General features: G+C 49.8%; 18 protein-coding genes and 1 pseudogene. 9 read left to right on the forward strand and 10 right to left on the reverse strand.

The window, feature by feature from the left end:
* From H6F72_RS25340 to H6F72_RS25365, 6 genes are all read right to left on the reverse strand, one after another.
* A partial coding sequence (locus tag H6F72_RS25340) for a transposase (protein ID WP_190442129.1) occupies positions 1-763 on the reverse strand: 763 nt, incomplete at its 3' end.
* Between the two features lie 4 nt (positions 764-767).
* Positions 768-1760 (reverse strand): GAF domain-containing protein, encoded by a 993-nt coding sequence (locus H6F72_RS25345; RefSeq protein ID WP_190442197.1) that lies wholly within the window; start codon positions 1758-1760, stop codon positions 768-770.
* Positions 1761-1774: 14 nt separating this feature from the next.
* Positions 1775-2596, reverse strand: a complete 822-nt coding sequence (locus H6F72_RS25350; protein WP_190442132.1) for a CHASE domain-containing protein — start codon at positions 2594-2596, stop codon at positions 1775-1777.
* Entirely contained in the window at positions 2580-2945 is a 366-nt protein-coding gene (locus H6F72_RS25355) for a hypothetical protein (RefSeq protein WP_190442134.1), read from the reverse strand. The genes H6F72_RS25350 and H6F72_RS25355 overlap by 17 nt, the downstream gene beginning before the upstream one ends.
* Before the next feature lie 199 nt (positions 2946-3144).
* Positions 3145-3567: a DUF3037 domain-containing protein gene (locus H6F72_RS25360; RefSeq protein ID WP_190442136.1), complete on the reverse strand. Its 423-nt coding sequence runs from the start codon at positions 3565-3567 to the stop codon at positions 3145-3147.
* The gene (locus tag H6F72_RS25365; protein ID WP_190442139.1) at positions 3545-4327 is read right to left on the reverse strand and encodes a HipA family kinase; all 783 of its coding nucleotides are present in this window, start codon (positions 4325-4327) and stop codon (positions 3545-3547) included. The genes H6F72_RS25360 and H6F72_RS25365 overlap by 23 nt, the downstream gene beginning before the upstream one ends.
* 712 nt (positions 4328-5039) lie before the next feature.
* Between H6F72_RS25365 and H6F72_RS30485 the strand changes: the two are divergent.
* Positions 5040-5204: pseudogene (locus tag H6F72_RS30485) on the forward strand (IS256 family transposase); the annotation flags it as partial.
* A gap of 178 nt (positions 5205-5382) precedes the next feature.
* On the opposite strand, the gene H6F72_RS25370 reads toward H6F72_RS30485, so the two are convergent.
* The gene (locus H6F72_RS25370) at positions 5383-9063 is read right to left on the reverse strand and encodes an NB-ARC domain-containing protein (RefSeq protein WP_190442141.1); all 3681 of its coding nucleotides are present in this window, start codon (positions 9061-9063) and stop codon (positions 5383-5385) included.
* Positions 9064-9426: 363 nt separating this feature from the next.
* Between H6F72_RS25370 and H6F72_RS25375 the strand changes: the two genes are divergently transcribed.
* Both H6F72_RS25375 and H6F72_RS25380 read left to right on the forward strand, forming a co-directional pair.
* Positions 9427-10458 carry an NADP-dependent oxidoreductase gene (locus tag H6F72_RS25375; protein ID WP_190442143.1) on the forward strand — a complete coding sequence of 344 codons (1032 nt, stop codon included), beginning with the start codon at positions 9427-9429 and terminating at the stop codon, positions 10456-10458.
* Between the two features lie 172 nt (positions 10459-10630).
* Entirely contained in the window at positions 10631-10966 is a 336-nt protein-coding gene (locus H6F72_RS25380) for an SH3 domain-containing protein (protein WP_190442145.1), read from the forward strand.
* Positions 10967-11002: 36 nt separating this feature from the next.
* Here H6F72_RS25380 and H6F72_RS25385 read toward each other — a convergent pair whose 3' ends face one another.
* Together H6F72_RS25385 and H6F72_RS25390 are read right to left on the reverse strand one after the other, a co-directional pair.
* Positions 11003-11773 carry a hypothetical protein gene (locus tag H6F72_RS25385; protein WP_190442147.1) on the reverse strand — a complete coding sequence of 257 codons (771 nt, stop codon included), beginning with the start codon at positions 11771-11773 and terminating at the stop codon, positions 11003-11005.
* 5 nt (positions 11774-11778) lie between these two features.
* Positions 11779-12135, reverse strand: coding sequence for a PadR family transcriptional regulator (locus tag H6F72_RS25390; RefSeq protein ID WP_190442148.1), 357 nt, complete (start codon positions 12133-12135; stop codon positions 11779-11781).
* A gap of 296 nt (positions 12136-12431) precedes the next feature.
* Between H6F72_RS25390 and H6F72_RS25395 the strand changes: the two genes are divergently transcribed.
* The 3 genes from H6F72_RS25395 to H6F72_RS25405 all read left to right on the forward strand — a co-directional run bounded on the left by H6F72_RS25395 (position 12432) and on the right by H6F72_RS25405 (position 15390).
* Entirely contained in the window at positions 12432-13715 is a 1284-nt protein-coding gene (locus H6F72_RS25395) for a glycosyltransferase (protein ID WP_190442151.1), read from the forward strand.
* A gap of 264 nt (positions 13716-13979) precedes the next feature.
* Positions 13980-14708, forward strand: coding sequence for an alpha/beta fold hydrolase (locus H6F72_RS25400; protein WP_242017131.1), 729 nt, complete (start codon positions 13980-13982; stop codon positions 14706-14708).
* 58 nt (positions 14709-14766) lie between these two features.
* Complete coding sequence (locus H6F72_RS25405; RefSeq protein ID WP_190442153.1) at positions 14767-15390, forward strand: NAD(P)-dependent oxidoreductase; 624 nt, start codon at positions 14767-14769, stop codon at positions 15388-15390.
* Between the two features lie 63 nt (positions 15391-15453).
* Here the strand turns inward: H6F72_RS25405 and H6F72_RS25410 are convergent, their stop codons facing one another.
* A complete protein-coding gene (locus tag H6F72_RS25410; RefSeq protein WP_199299308.1) occupies positions 15454-16371 on the reverse strand; it encodes an MBL fold metallo-hydrolase in 918 nt (305 codons plus the stop codon).
* A gap of 346 nt (positions 16372-16717) precedes the next feature.
* On the opposite strand from H6F72_RS25410, the gene H6F72_RS25415 reads away from it, so the two are divergent.
* The 3 genes from H6F72_RS25415 (at position 16718) to H6F72_RS25425 (ending at position 19243) form a co-directional block, all read left to right on the forward strand.
* A complete protein-coding gene (locus tag H6F72_RS25415; protein WP_190442157.1) occupies positions 16718-17614 on the forward strand; it encodes an NmrA/HSCARG family protein in 897 nt (298 codons plus the stop codon).
* Between the two features lie 225 nt (positions 17615-17839).
* Positions 17840-18181, forward strand: a complete 342-nt coding sequence (locus tag H6F72_RS25420) for a heavy metal-binding domain-containing protein (RefSeq protein ID WP_190442159.1) — start codon at positions 17840-17842, stop codon at positions 18179-18181.
* Between the two features lie 237 nt (positions 18182-18418).
* Positions 18419-19243, forward strand: coding sequence for an alpha/beta fold hydrolase (locus H6F72_RS25425; RefSeq protein ID WP_190442161.1), 825 nt, complete (start codon positions 18419-18421; stop codon positions 19241-19243).
* The last annotated feature ends 24 nt before the right edge of the window (positions 19244-19267 follow it).

A 19267-nucleotide genomic window follows, 5' to 3' on the forward strand; every position in this document is an offset into this window, starting at 1 on the left:
CTTGAGATAAGTCGTTGGTGGCGACAAACTCCGTCCTGTTGGTAGAAACAGTGACTCGGAACAGTTTCACCTTCTTGTCTTTAGGAAAGCCCCGCATCTTGATGAGCTTGCCTTGTTGCAACTCTTGCTCACGCCAAACGAGTTCATCAACTCGCACATACGGCGCCCTCCCGCCACTATCGTCTATGCGCCGATTGCTCTTGAGCGGGCAGTAATAGGATTTCTGGAACTGGTCAATCTGGCTCATCAGCTTCTGAGTGGCATACCAACTGTCCATCAAAACGGTACTGAACGGTAGATGCTTGCTGTAAACCACCCCTTTGAGCATTTGACCAACGTGGTCTAGCTTGCTCTGCCCATCTTCACCTGGGTCATATAGGCGGTAATCGATCACCCAGAAGTGGCCGGTTTCGCCATTGACGTACACGCAACTCACCAGCCCAATGCCCCGAAGCACACGTTCGCGAAGCGTTGCCGAAGGCATCTGCTCGTTGCCACTGTACTGCCGCCGTGTTAGCTCAATTAAGGTTGAATGCCGCTTATCGAGAACAGTATCGTCGAATAAAAGATAAGCGTTGGCAGAGGGTTGCAGCAGAGGTTTGACATTCTCCCATAACAAACGAGGGGTCAATTTCTCGCCACGTAGATAGCGATTGATGCGGTCATGGCTAACCCCCTCCAGATGGTCAGCTAAATTCGTGACCGTGTAGTTGATGGGACTGCTCAGTAGATACTGGCAGTAGTCGAGTTTGGTAAAGCTCATTGCTTCAGTTTAGAGCTGCTTTTGCGTAAGTCCTGATGTCGTTAATCAGGGTGAGGAGTGCTTCCCCACTGCTGCGGATGATTTGGGCAAATTCGTGCTGCTGAGAAGAGAGAGGCGTGTTGAGCAACAGACTCGTCATGCCAATCACACCATTGAGTGGCGTGCGAATTTCGTGACTCATCGTTGCCAAGAACTCACTTTTGGCCTGAGTCGCCGCTTCAGCTGCTCGTTTTGCTTGCTCCAAAGCAAAGTTTTTCAGCGTCAGCTCTTCTCCTTTGATGGCTAGCTCCTCTCGCTGGTGAGTTTCTTGGTCTAACAAATGAGCCTGAGCTAGGGCAATTCCCACTTGGGCCGCCACAGCTTCCAGGAGTTCTACCTCATCAGGAGTCCATTCGCGAAAGCGATCGCACTGGTGTAACCCAGCAGCTCCATTTGCCTGCCCCTGATAGGAAGTCCGAACAGCGAGCATCGACTTCAACTGAATTTGGCGACAAATGGGTGCGGCAGCCTGAAGCAGGGGATCAGCAAAAACATCGGGAGAGGCGATCGCTTGATCTTGCGCCATCATCCTCTCAGCAGGCGGATTTCTCGCGATCGGGACAGTCATCCCTAGCATCGAAGAACAACCGGGTGTGAGATATTCAACCACCAAGGGCTTTTCTGGAATCGGCCCTGGAATGTAGGTGTGGATCAAGCAACCTGGAACGCTAGATTTGAAAGTTTCTAGGCAGTAAGCTTGCCGAAGATCAAAGCGATCGCCTGGCTGAATTGAATTATCCGGAGTTTGAACACTGACGACTTCATAGCGATCGCCTTGAATGTGTGCCAGAAAACCGAAATCAAGCTGGAAATGCTGACACCCCATTGCCAACAAACGCTGGCATCGCTCTGCAAGACTCAGTTGATGGGCAGCAGTAATCTCATAGAGGGCTCGAATGGCTGCCTCACTCTCTTGCAATTCGATCTCACTTTGCTTGCAACCCGTGATGTCATGCATCACCACCACAGCCCCTAACTGATCTCCTTGAGCATTGGTAATGGCTTGCCACTGCTCAAGACCATCCGGGTTTGGCCTTGCTGTGGCTCAATCTTCATCTCTACATTGCGGACGAGCTCTCCCTGCCAGGCTCGAAACAGCGGAATCTTTTCCTTCCGCATCCGGGTTTTGCCGTCCCAATGGTAAAGGCTATAGTGCTGTGCCCATTGCTCAGGCGGAAGTGGTTGCTCTGCTAATCCGTGCCACTCTCTCGCCGCTCGATTGAACAACGTTAGTGTTCCTGCCACGTCACAAGCTACGATGCCAGCTTCAATCGTGTTGAGTAAGACCTGCAAGAAGTCTTGTTCTTCTTGGAGCGCCACTTCAATCCGTTGGCGTTTCCCAACTTCCTGCTTCAACACGGTGTTAATAGCACTGACGTTCTGGGCTATTAGTCTAGCTCGACAAGTTAGATGCGCAGCCAAGGCCAAGAGCCAAGATACAGCTAAACTGCCGATTAAGGTGATGGTGGACAGGGGCGATCTCATTCGATTGGACAGGAGCGCTGTCGGATAAACCTGAACTCGCCAGTTCAACCCATACAGTTCGACAGTACTCTCTTGGTGCCATTTACCTCGATTGCCCTCGCCTACATCATCATGGGTGTAGATCTGGTCTTTTCCATCAAAAATGGCAACCACATAGCCATGAGCATCCTTCTCTGACAAGATGCTATTAATCAGTTCTTGAGTTCGGTAAGTTGCGACAATAAAACCATCAAACTGTTGCTCTCTAAAAATAGGAACATAGACTTGAAAGCCCTTCCCTCCTTGTACCAGGTCAATAGTATGGCTCACAGCAACCCTGCGCTGCTTGATAAGCCGCATTCAGCCCAGCTTTGCGTCGTTGCTCAAAGTCCAGTTCCAGATTTAGCGCGGCTTCATTGCCTTGTAGCGGGACCAGCCAGCGAACGCGGTGAGCAGGATCAACCCAGGCAATCGCCTGATAGCTCCTAAAGTCTCGGACATTGAGCGCTGCATTAAACTCCCACTCTGCTTGGGAAGGTTTGCCATGCCGTCCCGACCGCTCAGCCATCCGCATCAGTGCTTGCACTTGAGGCTTAATCTTTTCCGTAATTTCCAGTTCTAGATTTCCTGCCTCAACGCTCAGCGCGTGCTGAATCTGAGCTTGTTCTTGCTGAACCAAAGCCTGCTACAGCAGAATGCTAACAGCTGATGTACTCAGACCTAGGATGAGTGGCAGAACCTGAAGTAAAGGGAAAGCTCTCTTGGGAATTGCAGTGATTCTTGCTAGGAAAGCAATCAGCATACGGGTACCGCTTCATCTCAGGTTCATTCTTCCCAGGAATCACAATTATTTACCTTGAGAAAAGGTGCCAGTAGCACTAAGCCGTGTGGGTTACAGTCGTTTTGTTTTGCTTGCACGGACGCACCATGGTGTCGAGGAGATGTTCGATCACATGGGGTAGGCTGGAGCAAAGACCTGTATGCACTCGCGATGTCTGGATTACCGTGCTCCGAGGAGCCACAATCCAGTGGAAGCGATCGCGTTGAGGCAACCGACCAATGGGTCCAGCGGGTTCACCGCCCACACAAATGAGGGCAACAGCAGCGAGATAATCTCGAATGATTTCAACATCCAGGTTGCGATCGAGTGCTATGAGTCGTTGCTCGTCGAGCTCAATGTGCGCTTCGAGGAACTTGCGGCTGGCGCAGGAAACGACCACCCCCACATTGACAAACTCTTCGCGCTCCACTCTGGGAACGACGCGGATGATGGCGTAATCATACGCTAAGAGATTGGGCACGAACGGCTTCCTCCAAAAAAATACGTGGTGCTTCCAACCGTCTTATCAGGTACTCGATATAGGCTGCTCGATGTTGCTGGGGTCCACTAAATGGAGTGTCTTCCCCTAGCCAAGCATCCGGAATCAGCTGCACGATGGACTCAATGATGCTGAGTGTCAGCCGTTCCGTTATTTTCGCATCCACCTCTCGCATAGTGCTAGCACTATGGAGTAGCACGTGATCCTTGATGGCCGCAAAAGGAGTGCGGCTCCGTTCTAGGTAGTTGCTCCAGGTGTGATGGAAGTAGAGAGCTGCACCGTGATCGATCAACCATAGTCGTCGATGCCACATCAGCATATTCGTGTTCCGTGCTGTGCGATCGATGTTCGTCACATAAGCATCAAACCAGACGATTAAAGAGGCGAGGTCAGCATCGAGTTTCGTTGCAATGGGGTCAAATGTCACAGAACCGGGTAGGTAATCGAGCGCCAGATTCAGCCCGACACTAGCTCGAATCAAGTCTTGGATTTCTGGATCAGGCTCAGTGCGAGCAAGTTCAGCATCGAGGTGAACCCAGACAATCTCAGGAACAGGCAGCCCTAAGGCTCGAGCAATCTCCCCTGCCACCAACTCTGCAATCAGTGCTTTCGCGCCTTGGCCTGCCCCTCGAAACTTCAGCACATACATGCCATCATCATCGGCTTCTACAATGGCTGGTAGAGATCCCCCTTCGCGCAGTGGCGTGACATATCTAGTTGCAGTAATGGTTCGTAAGCTCATCTTTTGCCACCACGCTCCGAGCTGTTTTGAGTACGCCAATCAATGAGCAATCGCTCTCGCATAAGTCGGAGAACCTAGAACTGAAGTGACCGCAATCTGACCATTGTACAAGTCAACTCAAGAGAAGGGGAAGTTAGGTTTGAAGAAAAATGGATGAGACCTCAAGTGTTCAAGTGCACCTCATCAAGAAGCAGAAATCGAAACCTAAACAGCAATCTGAAACTTGCATTTCAATACTCCAGTATTAATTTGCATGCGGGCGAATAAGGACGGAGAAGATTCTGAGCTAGTTTTTGCTTAATCTACAACGCGAGGTTTCAGAAAAATAGATGAAGCGATTAAAAAATTGCAGCGTTAGGGTTGCCAGGAATATTTTGGTGATTGTGATATCCACGGCTAGACTCAGTGGAGTCGCAGCCATCACAGCCGCTTTGGCTATTTTAGGTGGCCCACTGGAATGCTAGGTGGCATTGTTATCTTGGGTCTAACAGCTTGATCACAGAAGGCTTAGCAAAAGTTGTCTGAAAAACTTCTCAACAGCCATTTATTGCGATCGCCGTCGACAAGAATCTCCAGGCAAATTACTGGCAGAGGTAAACAGCTTCTTGCTTTTAGATGATGAAATCAAGAATCGGTTGAGATTGACTATTACGAGACTGTACAGTTTTTTGTGTAAGCGGTCAAAATAACATCCAATGACAGGAGACCGCCCATGAAAGAATCGAATCCTTCTGCCGCCAAAGTGGACCAGCTGCTCGATGAACTGCTGTAAGATTACTCCGGACCCGAAGCCGTTCTCGGAGAGCAAGGGTTGCTCAAACAACTCACCAAGCGTTTGGTGGAAAAGGCGCTACAGGCAGAGTTGAGCCATCATCTTCAATAAAACAAGAGACTGTTTCGTTCACGGCTTTTCTCCTAAATAGCCTATGGCGTAAGCTGTTGCGACATGAGCTCAATTTGCAAAACTTCTCCAGATTGCACCACTTAAGATCCGCTAGGTAATCGCTGAGTTAAGGCGATCGCTTTTCTGCAAGATATTGTAAGAACGGTAATGCCTAGCGCGAAATTGCTCCTAATGCTTTCAATGTTGTTTTTTGAGCCGTCGTCAACCCCGTTGCGCCTTGAATATTCATGCCCTCATAAAGGCGATCGCCTTTCACCGTTTTGATACAGCGTCCTGTAGCGACATCCCACAGTTTTATGGTGCGATCGAAGCTCCCACTTAATAGAATTTGACCGTCGGGGCTGAAGACAACCGATGCAATCCAACTGGCTTGCCCACCCAGCACATGAAGGCATTCCCCCGTCTTCAGATTCCAGAGGCGAACAGTTTGGTCATCACTGCCACTGGCAACAGTTTGACCATCAGGGCTAATAGCAATGGTAAACGCGATGCTGGTATGCCCTTGTAATGTCCTTAGACAGGCTCCAGTTTGTACATCCCACAATCGAATCGTTTGGTCAAAGCTGCCGCTTGCTAGAATCGGCTCGGTTGGATGAAAGGCTAGCGCGTAAACCCCGCCCTTGTGTCCTTCTAGTACCCGTAGGCACTCTCCGGTCTGCGCGTTCCATAGCCGAATCGTCTGGTCATAGCTACCACTTGCCAGCGTTTGACCTTGGGGATCAAAAGCGATCGCCCGCATGCTGCTCTGATGACCCTGTAGCACGTGTAAGCATTGGTGAGTTTGCACATCCCACAGACGCACTGTTCGGTCACGGCTGCTGCTTGCTAGGGTTTGCCCAACGGGGTTAAACAGCACCGCTAACACAGGAGCATCATGAGCAATCCAGCGATCGCCCCGTCCTGTTTGTACATCCCATACAAAAATGGAGCCATCTTCCCCGTTGGTAGCGATGGTTTGACCATCCAGGCTAAAGCTCAAATTTGAAATTAGGCTGTTTTCTCTGTATAGGGTTTTATAGGGAGGCGAACTTAGTAGTTCTCTATCAACCTGCCATTGCCATAAGTGAATCGTTCCCGTTTGACTACTACTACTGGCAAGTAGTCGATTTGGCGATCCAGTTCCCGCTGAGGCAGAATCACTTTGATTCTGAGCTGCTGTAACTGTGACAGGACTAAAAATTAAGGCGTGTTCTCCATAGGTATAACCGCTTAATGTTTTGACGCTTTGCCCACTCGGCATCTGCCACAGCCGCACGGTTCGATCCTGGTTGGCGCTGATCAAGACCTGACCATCGGTACTGATGGCAAGCGCCAGAGCAGATACCGTCTGTTCGCCCAAAATATTCGTACAGTATCCGTCTTGGACATTCCAAAGCCGAAGGGTGCCATCATCACTGCTGCTGACTAAAGTGTCACTCTCTGGACTAAATACAATGTTTCGAACCCAATTGGTATGCCCCCGCAGCGATAATTCAGGACTAAATGAATGAGTTTTAGAATTAGGCGGATGAATCCATAGTTGAATGCAGCCATCGAGACCGCCACTTGCCAATCGTTGACCATCCGGGCTGTAGCGCACGCAGCGAATACCGGAAGAATGCCCTTGCAACACATTTAGGCATTTTCCAGTCTCAACATCCCAAATCCGAATCGAGGTATCCTTACTGCCACTGGCTAAAATTGGATGGTTGGGTGAGAAGTGAACGGAATAAACGTTTTTGGTGTGTCCTTTCAAAACGTGCAAGCAGTCACCCTGTAAATTCCACACTCTTGCGGTTTGATCATCACTACCACTGGCTAACCATTGACGATTAGCGCTAAAGCTTAAAGACCAAATTCGACTCGTATGCCCAGTCGAAACCCACAAACACTGGCCACTTTGCACATTCCACAACCGTACCGTCGCATCATTACCGCCACTCGCCAGTGTCGTGCCATCGGGACTAAATGCAACAGCCCAAACTCCACCGCGATGTCCTTCAAATGTTGCAATGAGTTGATGAGATGCAACGTCCCACAAATACACAAAACCGTTGATATCGCCTACGGCAAAAACTTGACCATCGGGGCTAATATCAACCGATGTTGGCACCCCCAAGGTCTCTGAAAACAGGGATGTTGCTAAATCAGAATTTTGAAAATTGACCCCTACCAAATTAATCTGCCGCAGGTCGGCTTGCCGCACCACGAGTTCAGAAAAGTCGGAACCCTGCAAATCTACTTTAAGTTGCACCAGCAGATTGATCAAATTCCCTGCCGCATATCCTGCCCCATATTCTGGCTGTTGTCGCTGTTGTGCCAGAAGTAGCCTTGCTCTATCTTCAACTTCTGAAACATTTCGATAAGACGATAAAAGCCATTCTATTACAGGCTGTACGATGAATCGTAATTGCATCTTGAGGATATAGTCTTTCGCCTGTACTCGAATCAATGAATGACTTTGCCATACATCAAGCTGTCGGGTTGTAAATTCTGTACAGACCTGTTGTATCAACCGTTCTGTGACATATTCCAGCACAACGGGCTGCAAGAAAAATAATCCATCTGTTTTTTCGAGTAGCGACCGCCGGAGCAGCGAATTTACTTGTTGGGGAACGGTTTGTTGTAAAGCTGCACCAATCACGTTTTCACGAATCTCTGCGATCGCTACCGGTTCTCGGTGAATAGCGAACCAGTAGAGAATTTTCTGTTCCTCTATCGATAGACGATTGAACTGGCGAGCGAGCAAATCGCGGATGTCTTCAAAGACAAAAACGCCCTGCTCAAGATAGCTTAGAACCTCTGCGACGCTGCCGCCGAACAAGTCTTGTGTGGCAGAGGCGACCAACTTCAGTGCCAGAGGATTGCCGCCATAGTGATTAACTAGGGTTTGCCACTCGGCTTGTGAACTTGTAAACGCTCCTTTTTGCTGAAAAATGGCGCGTCCATCATCGGGCGTGAGTCCACTGAGAGAAAGCGATCGCACTACGCTCTGCTCGCCCTCCAACAGGGCGATTTCCCGTGGCTTTTCGCGACTAGTCAGCAAGCAACAGCTTTGATGGGGTGTTTCTCCCACTGTTCTTAAAAATTGCCCGTAAGCTTCATACCCCGATTGCCACTGACCTACCTGCTCACTGTGCAAAATGGTTTCAGCATTATCTAAAATCAGCAGGCACCGTTGCGATCGCAAATATTCCATCACCTTCGACAACTTTCCGCCTACCGTTGTAGGGATGATGGGATCGTCGCCTTGAAGCGGCATCAGAAATTTCAACAGGCTGGTGAGGAGATCGTCGAATGAGGGTGCATTGGCAAGCGATCGCCATACCACAACCTCAAAGTCAGACTGCATCTGTAGCGCTGCTTTGACGGCGATCGTGCTTTTGCCAATCCCACCGAGCCCGAGTAGCCCAACTACGCGGCAGCGTTCAGCTACTACCCACTGCCACAGTTGCGCCAATTCGGTTTCACGGCCATAAAACACTGAGGCATCGACCGCGTTATCCCAGTCTTGTTGCGGATCTTCCCGCTGCGACTCTAACGTTTTAGAGGCGGCGACAGGGGGTGTATAATCAGCCTTTGTGAGTTCCAGCCCAAATGCCTGAAAAAGGATCTCTAGCGACTGCCGATCGACACCAAGCTCGCGATTAAGGATTCGGGCTAGGGTATTGAGAGATAGTCCTGTGCGTTCGTTGAGATCTTCCTGTGTGAACCGCTTCCCCCAGGTTTCCTCCGATTCTGCCTGCTGTTTTGCCGCTTGAAATCGTTGCCATCCATGAGGCGACAAAGTGACTCCTCTGACTCGTGTAGAGGCAACCCCACTGCGCTTGGATTTCTTGGCATTGGCATCCATAAGCAAATTGCCAGATTAAAGGGCAAAGCGAGTCTTTTTTACTTTTATAAGGGGCTGCATCCTTGTTGTGCGAATTGCAAACCACTAAATCACGGTCTTTTCTTTTCTCCTGGAGAATACCACGCTTGACGATAAGTTGCAGCTTTAACTCAAGGAAGTTGCGTGGGCTAAATGGAATGTCTGATGAAGAATGAGAACAACGAGGTAAACGTTGAGCCAGTGCCTTCGTTCGCATTGAATTTAATCTATGACATTCATTGAAAAGTGAAGGGGTTGTACTTCCAAATGTTGAGCTACCGTTTTTGAAAAAAACAGGTGAAGCTATGCAAGTACTTATGAATAGGACTACTCAAGGATAAAGCTATGAGAACAGGGATAAATCGGCAGTTACGCTTGACATCTCGTCCTGTTGGTGACATCAAGGAAAGCGATTTTGAGTATCGGGAAGAACCAATCCCCAGCCCTCAGGAAGGTGAGATCTTGGTACGGACCATCTATCTTTCGCTAGACCCTACCAATCGCATTTGGATGAGTGACATGGAGCAGTATATGCCTCCCGTTGAAATCGGGGAAGTCATGCGCGGCGCTATTATCGGCGTGGTTGAAGAATCTAAGAATCAAAACTTTAAACAGGGAGATTTGGTTTCGGGTCTGCTGGGTTGGCAAGATTATGCGATCGCTGAAGGAAACAGTGGCTTTTCTCTCATGCGACTACCTGCCCCTTTGCCCTGTCCGCTCACCACATTTGTGGGACCCCTGGGATTTACGGGTTGCACGGCTTACTTTGGACTTTTGGATATTGGACAGCCAAAAGTTGGAGAAACTGTGGTTGTGTCAGCAGCGGCGGGAGCAGTTGGTTCCATTGTTGGACAAATTGCCAAGATCAAAGGTTGTCGTGTGGTGGGTATAACTGGCTCTGATGAGAAATGCCGCTGGCTGGTTGAAGAACTTGGGTTTGATGCAGCGATCAACTATAAAACCGTTGACTTGGAAAGCGCGATCGCTCAAGCCTGTCCCGATGGGATTGATGTTTATTTCGATAATGTTGGTGGTTCTATTCTTGATGCTGTGCTGACCAAAATTAATCTGCACGCACGTATTCCTCTATGCGGTTTAATCTCAGCTTACAATGCAACAGAGCCTGTTCCCGGCCCTTATAACTACAGCCACCTTCTGATGAAGCGTGTTCGTGTGCAGGGGTTTATTATCCTCGATTATATTCCTCGATGGTCTGAAGCAATAAGCGACCTTGGACAATGGCTTAATCAGGGGAAAATTAAATATGCTCTGGAGGTTGTCGAGGGTTTGGGAAATGCACCGAAAGCAATCCTAAAACTTTTCAATGGCAACAAGAAGGGAAAACTGGTCGTTAAAGTCTCAGAGGAACCTAGCTAGTTACGTCAAAAGGGCCGTGGACTTTTTCGAGTGTGTTCAAGTTTTTCGTCTTGAACCTGACACATGTTCTCCATCTTGATGCCAGTCTCCGTGGCGATCGCTCAGTTTCTCGCATCCTTGCAAAAGAGTTCATCTCAGACTGGCAAGCTGCTCATCCAAACTAAGGAAAATCATGCTTAAATTCAACAAACAACTGGCTGCCTTAGCCTTTTTAACACTAATTGTAGTCGGCTCTACTGCGCCAGCCGTAGCTACTCAAGATCAAAGCCCAGTCGAACAACTATGTCGGCTAAGACCAGGTATTAAACCTGTTTGCACAGTGTTGGTCACTGCCCCAGATGGAGTCGTCATCCGCTCTGGCCCTGATTTTAATGATCGAAGAATTGGTGTCATCCCTTACCAACATGATGTCAACGTCAGAGTAACCGAGTGTTCTGGCGAATGGGTAAAGCTTTCTGCTCGTCCTGGTTGGATTCATTATCGCTACCTGGAAATGGCTGGGGACTGAAATACACCTAGGGCATTACATAGAATCAGCTCCAGTTCATAGCCTGATTCTGGAGCGCCGAAACAGCAAAGCAGATCCAATAAACATCATGACGAAAAACGCATTCAGACCTAATACACCCAACACACCCATGGATGCTTCTACCGATGTCACCTGGGGTTTCTTGATCATCAGTGCGATCGCGGGAACCAATGCCTGAGCGAGTGCTGTTGCAAACAACGTACGTGCCATTCCCCGTGGCCGTAAACGCGCAATGGTGGCACCGAGGATGCCAATGGTGACCACTCCGAAATACATCAGGTTAATGGGGTTGTCCTCAGACCCGATGATACCAACGGCAAGGTTCATCCAGACGAGGAGGAACGCTGCTGCGAGTGCGATGCCAACGGCTACTCGGTATGCCATCGTGCCCCCCTTCCTCGCTACCAGTTCATAGGCGAGACCCGTACCAAAGATGAGGGTACCAGCAACAATGAAATCGGTCAGATCCCAAACTACTTGATTGGTAAACAGCATCGCTATCAAAGGCATCAGCAATATGAATGCTGTCCCGAGTGCAAGGTAAATAATGTTTTTGTTTTGCCTAACGATAGATGTTATGTTCTCTCGTATAATTCCGGCAGATGTTTCGATGAACAGCCAAAGAGCATAACCAAATAATCCTCGTCCTTCCTCTGCACGCTCTCGGAGGAGATCGGTGAAAGCTTGCTTCATTCCCTCACCGAAGCGCTCATAGTAAGGCTTCGAGTAAAGACGAAGCGGTTTTGCATACCAGTTCCGGTATCGTCGTATTAAGCGTTCGTTCATATGTCCTACGCAAAAGTATTCGGAAAGATCCGTTTTTGTTGAGCAACCATCAGAAGGTCGTGGTATCGCTCCAATTCCGCAGCGAGTGCTTTTTTACCGAGCCCGGTGATTTGGTAATAGATCCGCCGCTCGTCGTCCATTTTTGGGTCTATCTTTTTGTCACTCTCACATATCAATCCCGCCTCAATCATGCGACCAATCGAGCCGTAGAGCGTTCCAGGTCCCATCTTTACCTTGCTCTGCGAATCCAACTCGACCTGCTTCATGATTTCATAGCCATGGCGCTCTTGTGTGGAGAGCGCGAGAAGGATATGAAACACTGCTGGAGTAAGGGGTTTATTGGTTGTATTCTTTTTATCCATACCTCATACTATATCCGTTACGGATATATGTCAATACGAGGTTAAAAGTCTGCAAAACTACCACACTTCACCATAAGTTGCAGCTTAACTGCAGGAACTTGCATGGGCTAAATGAAATGTCTGTTGAAGAATGAAGACATGATTGAAAGCTGGGTTAACTACCTTGGCGACCAATCACACTACCAAGAAAACAAATAGGGTGGTATTTAGGCCCAAATCCGGAAACCCGTCTTGTAAGAATCCATGAGTAAAGCAAACACTTGAAGATGTGGCCGAACCACACTAAAGGATTTCCAATGAAAGTATTAATTGCATCAACAGCCGCCCCAGGCCATTTGAATCCACTGCTAGCAGTCGCCAACATTCTGATAAAACACAATTACGAGGTAGTTGTACAGACGGCACCTGAGTTGAGGTCGGTGGTGGAGGCAGCAGGAGTGCCGTTTACTCCGGAGCCTCCGGCAACCAACAGTTTCACCGATGCGATGCCTCGCTACTTGGAGCTGAGGCAGGCGAAGAATCCAGGCTTGGAGCTGTCAGCTTTCGACCTCGAATATTTCTTTGCGAAAAAGATCGGCGGGCAGACAGCAGGACTCAATCAAGCTCTGCAAGACTTTCCTGCGGATGTCATTCTGGCAGATGCGATGTTCTTCGGTACGCTGCCGATGCTTCTGGGAGCACGCGAGGAACGTCCCGCAATTGTGCATCTGGGCATAAGCGTGCTGAATCTGTTCAGTGCGAAGAACAGTCCACCACAACCGGGCATGTCGGAAAAAGAGCAGCTTGCAGAACGTGAGAGACGAGAGCGTGTGTTTCATAAGCCAGCCAAGGCTGGAGTAGATAAGGCCCTAGCCGAACTTGGCTACGGTCCGCTACCATGTTCCCCCCTAGAGAGCATGTCTGTGCTGCCTGATCTTTATCTGCAACCGGGAATCGAGAGTTTCCAGTATTCGGATGATTCGTCCTCCTCGTCGCCTGTGCACTATATCGGTCTTCTACCGATGCCCCCAGGACAGCCAGCGCTGCCAACGTGGTGGCATGAACTCGATCGGACAAAGCGCCTGGTTCTTGTGACTCAGGGAACGCTCGCGAACCGAAACCTCGAGCAACTCATTGGTCCAGCGTTGACTGGACTGGCCAAGGAAGAGGATGTGATCGTTCTGGCAACCACGGGAGGACAACCGATCGAGTCGATTCTTACCGAGATTCCGGCAAATGCACATGTCGCGTCATTTCTGCCTTACGAATTGATTCTGCCGAACGTAGATCTGCTGCTCACAAACGGAGGATATGGCACGGTAAATCTGGCGATCGCCCATGGGATTCCGATAGTCTCGGCAGGGATGACGGAAGACAAAGGAGAGGTATCGGCACATGTGCAGTGGGCGGGCGTCGGAATCGACCTGAGAACCAATCAGGCAACGGCAGAGGACTTACGTGCAGCGGCGAGAGAAGTTCTCGACAACCCTGTATATCGTGAGCGAGCAAAGGAGCTGGCGCTGGAGTTCGCGAGCCACAACACGGAGATGGAGGTGCTGAGACTGATCGAAGCGTGTGTTCTCAAGCCATCGACCGTTTGAAAAATAAGGAATGCCAGTAGACCGTTCTGGCGGGGTGGGGCTGAAGAATAGCACGCTTCACGATAAGTTGCAGCTTAACTCAAGGATCTTGCGTGGTCTAAAGGGAATGTCTGTTGAAGAATGAGAACAACGAAGTAACCGTCGAGTCATGAACACAAAGGAGACCAAGACGTGAACATGTCCGCTCTTAGAAGCAGTACCCGCTTGTTTTCGATCGCCGCACTCTTTTTAGGAACCACTCTAATCACTTCGCTAGGAACTGTCATGAACACTACAAACGCACAAGACATCAAACCCACTATCGTTCTTGTTCATGGTGCGTTCGCAGAGTCTTCTAGTTGGAATGGCGTATTGACCCAACTGCACGAGAAGGGTTACCCGACAGTTGCCGTAGCCAACCCTCTGCGGGGAGTGAAAAGCGACGCGAACTATGTTGCCAGCGTCCTCAAGAGCATTGAGGGGCCTACGGTGTTAGTCGGACACTCCTACGGAGGTGCGGTGATCACCAACGCGGTCAATGACAACGATAACGTGAAGGCACTCGTCTATGTTGCGGCTTTCGCTCCAGATGCAGGTGAGACTGCCGTCGAACTCTCGGGACGTTATCCTGGCAGCACCCTTGGGCCAGCGCTCGCGCCACCTGTTGCAATACCTGATGGGGGTCAAGATCTTTATATCCAGCAAGAAAAGTTCCACGCCCAGTTTGCTGCGGATGTACCTGTCGCAGCGGCACAGCTGATGGCTAGCACCCAAAGACCCATTAAGGAAGCTGCTTTTAACGAAGCCTCTGGTGCCCCTGCTTGGAAGTCCACCCCGTCCTGGTTCATTTATGGCGATCGCGACTTAAATATTCCGGAGGCAGCCCTCTCTTTCATGGCAAAGCGTGCCAACTCGAAGGAAACGATTGTCGTGAATGGCGCATCGCATGTAGTGATGGTTTCTCATCCAGATGCTGTCGTTAGAGTCATAGAGCATGCTGCAACCGCAGAGTAGAGAAGCTGGCTGTGCCGTAAAAACTTTTGAATGTGATCCAACCCAAAGAGGTACCACGATGAATGTCTTAGTGATCGGAGCGGCGGGCAAGACGGGAAGACGGGTGGTGGAGCAGGCCATTGCTGCCGGCCACACTGTGACGGCCTTCATCCGCGATAGTGCTCAATACAACGCCCCGCCTAACGTTCGCGTTTTCACGGGGGATGCAACCGACCCAGCGACGATGTCCGACGCGACAGCTGATCAAGACGCCGTGATCGATACAGTCGGTGGCAAGACGCCGTGGCGGAAGACGGAGATCGAACAACGGGTTGCCCGCGCTGTCGTCGCAGCCGCAAAGAAGCACGGCACACGCCGGATTATCGCAATCTCGGCTCTGGGTGTAGGGGACAGCACGGCGCAGGCAACACTCCCGTTCCGGCTGTTGCTGCTGCCTACATTCCTGCGTGGCTCGACAGCGGATAAGACCGCTATGGAACAGGCGATCGCACAGTCAGGAATCCCCTATGTGCTAGTTCGCCCCGCCGTGTTGAACGACCAGCCAGCTTTCGGCTCCGTGCGCGGGCTCGCAGGTGTAGAGAAGGGCCGACAGGTAACCCGCGCCGATCTGGCCACGTTCGTCGTAGAGCAGTTGACTACGGACACGCATGTAAATCGAGCCGTTACGATTGCCAACAGCTAACATAGCGGGCTCGCGGAATCTCTGGACGCTTCAATGTCTTATTCTTTTTGCGGTGCAATCTCATCATTCACGCCAGCGGTAGTCCACAGGCACCCAATCATAGCCCTGATTGTTTGCACGAATATGACCGATTCCTGGGAAAGAGACATGAGCGGCTGCGACGAGACGGCGGGATGTTTCTGCATCGGCAAATTGTTTGGCCCGTTGCGCTGCTGCGGCATTCGGATCAACGTCAAAGTCGATCGTGATTTCGGGCTGCGGAAATTGAACCGAGGCGACATGCACAATATCGCCCCAAAACTCGATACTCTCGCCTTGGCTTTCTACCAAGAAGAAACTGTGTCCGGGTGTATGTCCTGGTGTAGGGCGTGCGGTAATCCCAGGTATAATTACCGTCTCGCCGGAAAACGACTTCAGCTTGCCCCTGTCCAGATAGGGTTTGACTGTTTTAACTGCTTCGGTAAAATATCTTTGATAGTCTGGCGATCGCTTTGCGTTAGCAGGGTTAAGCCAAAAATCAATATCGGGTTTGCCGACATAGACCGTAGCAGCCGGAAACACGGGTTGACCCCCTACAACCAAACCACCGCTGTGATCGGTATGGATATGAGTGATGAGAACAATATCGATCTCATTGGCTGTATAGCCTGCTGCCTGCAACGACCTTGGTAGCTTGCCGCCTAGTTCTCCAAACAATTGCCCTGAACCTGTGTCTACCAACACCTGCTTGTCTCCAGTATCGATGAGAAATACATTGATCGAAGCTTCAACAGGGTTTTTAAGGAAACTGTGATCCAGGAGGCGATCGATTTCTGCCTGGTTCGTATTGGTCAGAATGGGATGCAGATCCAGTGGCACTGTGCCGTCGCTGAGGGCGGTAATTGTGAAATTGCCTAACTCGAATTGATAGACACCCGGCACTTGGGGTTTTACCGTTTTCTCTGCGGTAACTCCCGGAAACATGACTGAGGTTGCAATCATCAACACTGCGGTGACAACAGCTATGGCAAGCCTAAAAAACATATTCGAGATATCCCAGTGGTAATTGAAAGTTGAGGCAACATAAACTTAGTTGGTAAAACTTTACCCAATTGCACCACTCAATATCCGCTAATCAAACGACAAATTAAAGTGATTTTCCACCGGAGAGACTGGAGCCTTACAGCCTGGTGATGATGAATACCACGCTTCACAATAAGTTGCAGCTTAACTCAGGGAACTTGCGTGGTCTAAATGGGATGTCTGTTGAAGAATGAGGACAACAAGGTAAATGTCGAGTCAGCGCCTTCACCTTGAACCCAACCCATACTGATTCAGGAGAAATTCTATGTCACAGTCAATCAACACAGAGCGACTTATCTTAGTTACCGGAGCTACAGGCAATCAGGGAAGCGCGATCGCACGTCATCTTCTGCAACGCGGCAATTTCAAGGTTCGTGCCTTAGTGCGTGACCCCAACAAGCCTGCATCTCTTGCCCTCCAACAAGCAGGCGCAGAACTTGCAGTCGGAGACCTTAACGATCGCACTTCCCTTGATCGCGCTTTGCAAGGTGCCTACGGTGTTTTTTCGCTACAGATTTTTCAAGATGGAGTAGACACCGAAATCCGTCAGGGCAAAACGGTTGCAGACGCGGCTTCATCCGCGGGCATTCAGCACTTCGTCTACAGTTCGGTGGGTAGCGCCGAACGCAACACGGGTATTCCGCATTTCGACAGCAAGTTTCAAGTCGAAGAATACATCAGAGCGAGCGAGTTGCCCTACACAATTCTGCGACCCGTATTCTTCTTCTACAACTACAACATGATGCGCTCGATGGTTGAGACTGGAACGCTCTTTCAACCATTGAGTCCTGAAACGAAATTGCAGCAGCTTTCCGAAGAAGATTATGGGGAGATGGTCGCTGATGTATTCGATCGCCCCGCAGAATTCATGCACCGCGAAATTGAACTTGCCAGTGTGGACATGACCATGCCAGAAATCGCTGCTGCGTTCAGCCGAGTTTTAGGAAAAACCGTCGAATACCAACAAATTCCGTTTGAAGCGTTTGAGCAGCAAATTGGAGAGGAATTGACCATCATGTATCGCTGGTTTGAGAACGTTGGCTATGCAGCAGATTTAGCACAGTTGAAGCGTGATTTTTCTGCACAGACCGACTTTGAATCTTATTTGCGCGATCACGGCTGGCAGAACCAGCTAGAAGTGCAGCCGCTGTCGGGCCAATGATTTCTTGGAACTACTAAACATAAGAGATAGCCATTGAATCAGGGTCTTTTTTTCGGAAGAAAACCACGCTTCACGATAAGTTGCAGCTTAACTCAAGGAACTTGCGTGGTCTCAAGGGAATGTTTGTTGAAGAATGAGAACAATGAGGTAAAAGCCAATGCGGTGAAGGTGGCTCCCTCATTCCCAAGGTACTTTGAAACTATCGCTTTTTAAGGAGTTGAAACAGTGATTTTGACTACAGCAGGTACGATTGAAGGCAAAAAAATTGTTGACCACTACGGGATAGTCAGTAGCGAAACTATCTTGGGTGCAAATATTTTCAAAGACTTTCTTGCAGGAATGCGTGACATGGTAGGTGGACGCTCAGCGAGTTATGAGAAATCTCTTAGAGAAGCTAAAGAGACTGCCCTGAAAGAGCTGACTGATCAAGCAAAAACCTTAGGTGCAAATGCTGTGATTGCCATTGCCTTGGACTACGAAACAATTGATTCTGGCGGTGGAAGCAGTATGTTGATGGTCGCCGTGAGTGGAACGGCTGTACGCTATCAGGAGCTTCAAACCGTTTAGAAGCTGACTTTTCAAGGGAAGTCGAGCGCACCAAGTAATCAGAGAGATAGGGATAGGGGAAAACTCAATTCCCCATCTTCCCCAGCCAAAAGATACCGTGGAAAGTTGCAGCTTAACTCAAGGAACTTGCGTGGGCTAAACGGAATGTCTGTTGAAGAATGAGAACAACGAAGTGAATGTCGAGTCAGTACCTTCGTTCGCATTGAAACCAACCCATACTGATTGAGGAGAAATTTTATGAGCACAATCACAACGCAAGATGGTACACAGATTTACTACAAGGATTGGGGATCTGGACAACCCGTTGTCTTCAGCCACGGTTGGCCTCTGAATTCTGATAGTTGGGAAGCTCAAATGCTGTTTCTAGCAGACCACGGGTTTCGGGCGATCGCTCATGATCGTCGGGGACATGGGCGATCGAGCCAACCCTGGAACGGCAATGAGATGGATACCTATGCTGATGATCTCGCGACGCTGATTGAAACGCTAGATCTGAGCGGAGCTACCTTAATTGGTTTCTCTACAGGTGGCGGTGAAGTTGCCCGCTATATCGGTCGCCACGGCACAGGACGAGTTGTCAAAGCCGCACTGATCTCCGCTGTTCCGCCACTGATGCTGAAGACAGAGAATAATCCTAACGGACTGCCGCTCGAGGTATTCGATGGGCTTCGCGCTGGCTCCCTAGCTGACCGATCGCAGCTCTACAAAGATCTCGCTAGCGGTCCCTTCTTCGGCTTCAACCGTCCAGGTGCCAAAGTTTCTCAGGGCATGATTGACTGGTTTTGGCTCCAGGGAATGCAGGCGGGACACAAGAACGCTTTCGACAGTATCAAAGCATTTTCTGAAACCGACTTCACGGAAGACCTCAAAAAGTTTGATGTGCCAACGCTGATTATTCATGGTGATGATGACCAGATTGTGCCAATTGGTGCGGCTGCGATCGCAGCCGCCAAACTGGTGAAGCATTCCATCCTGAAAATCTATCCAGACGCACCTCACGGTTTAACCGACACGCACAAAGAACAACTCAACAACGACCTTCTATCCTTTCTCAAGGACTGACACCGGACGTTGATGTGAGACATC

Source organism: Trichocoleus sp. FACHB-46, from assembly GCF_014695385.1.
Taxonomy (GTDB): domain Bacteria; phylum Cyanobacteriota; class Cyanobacteriia; order FACHB-46; family FACHB-46; genus Trichocoleus.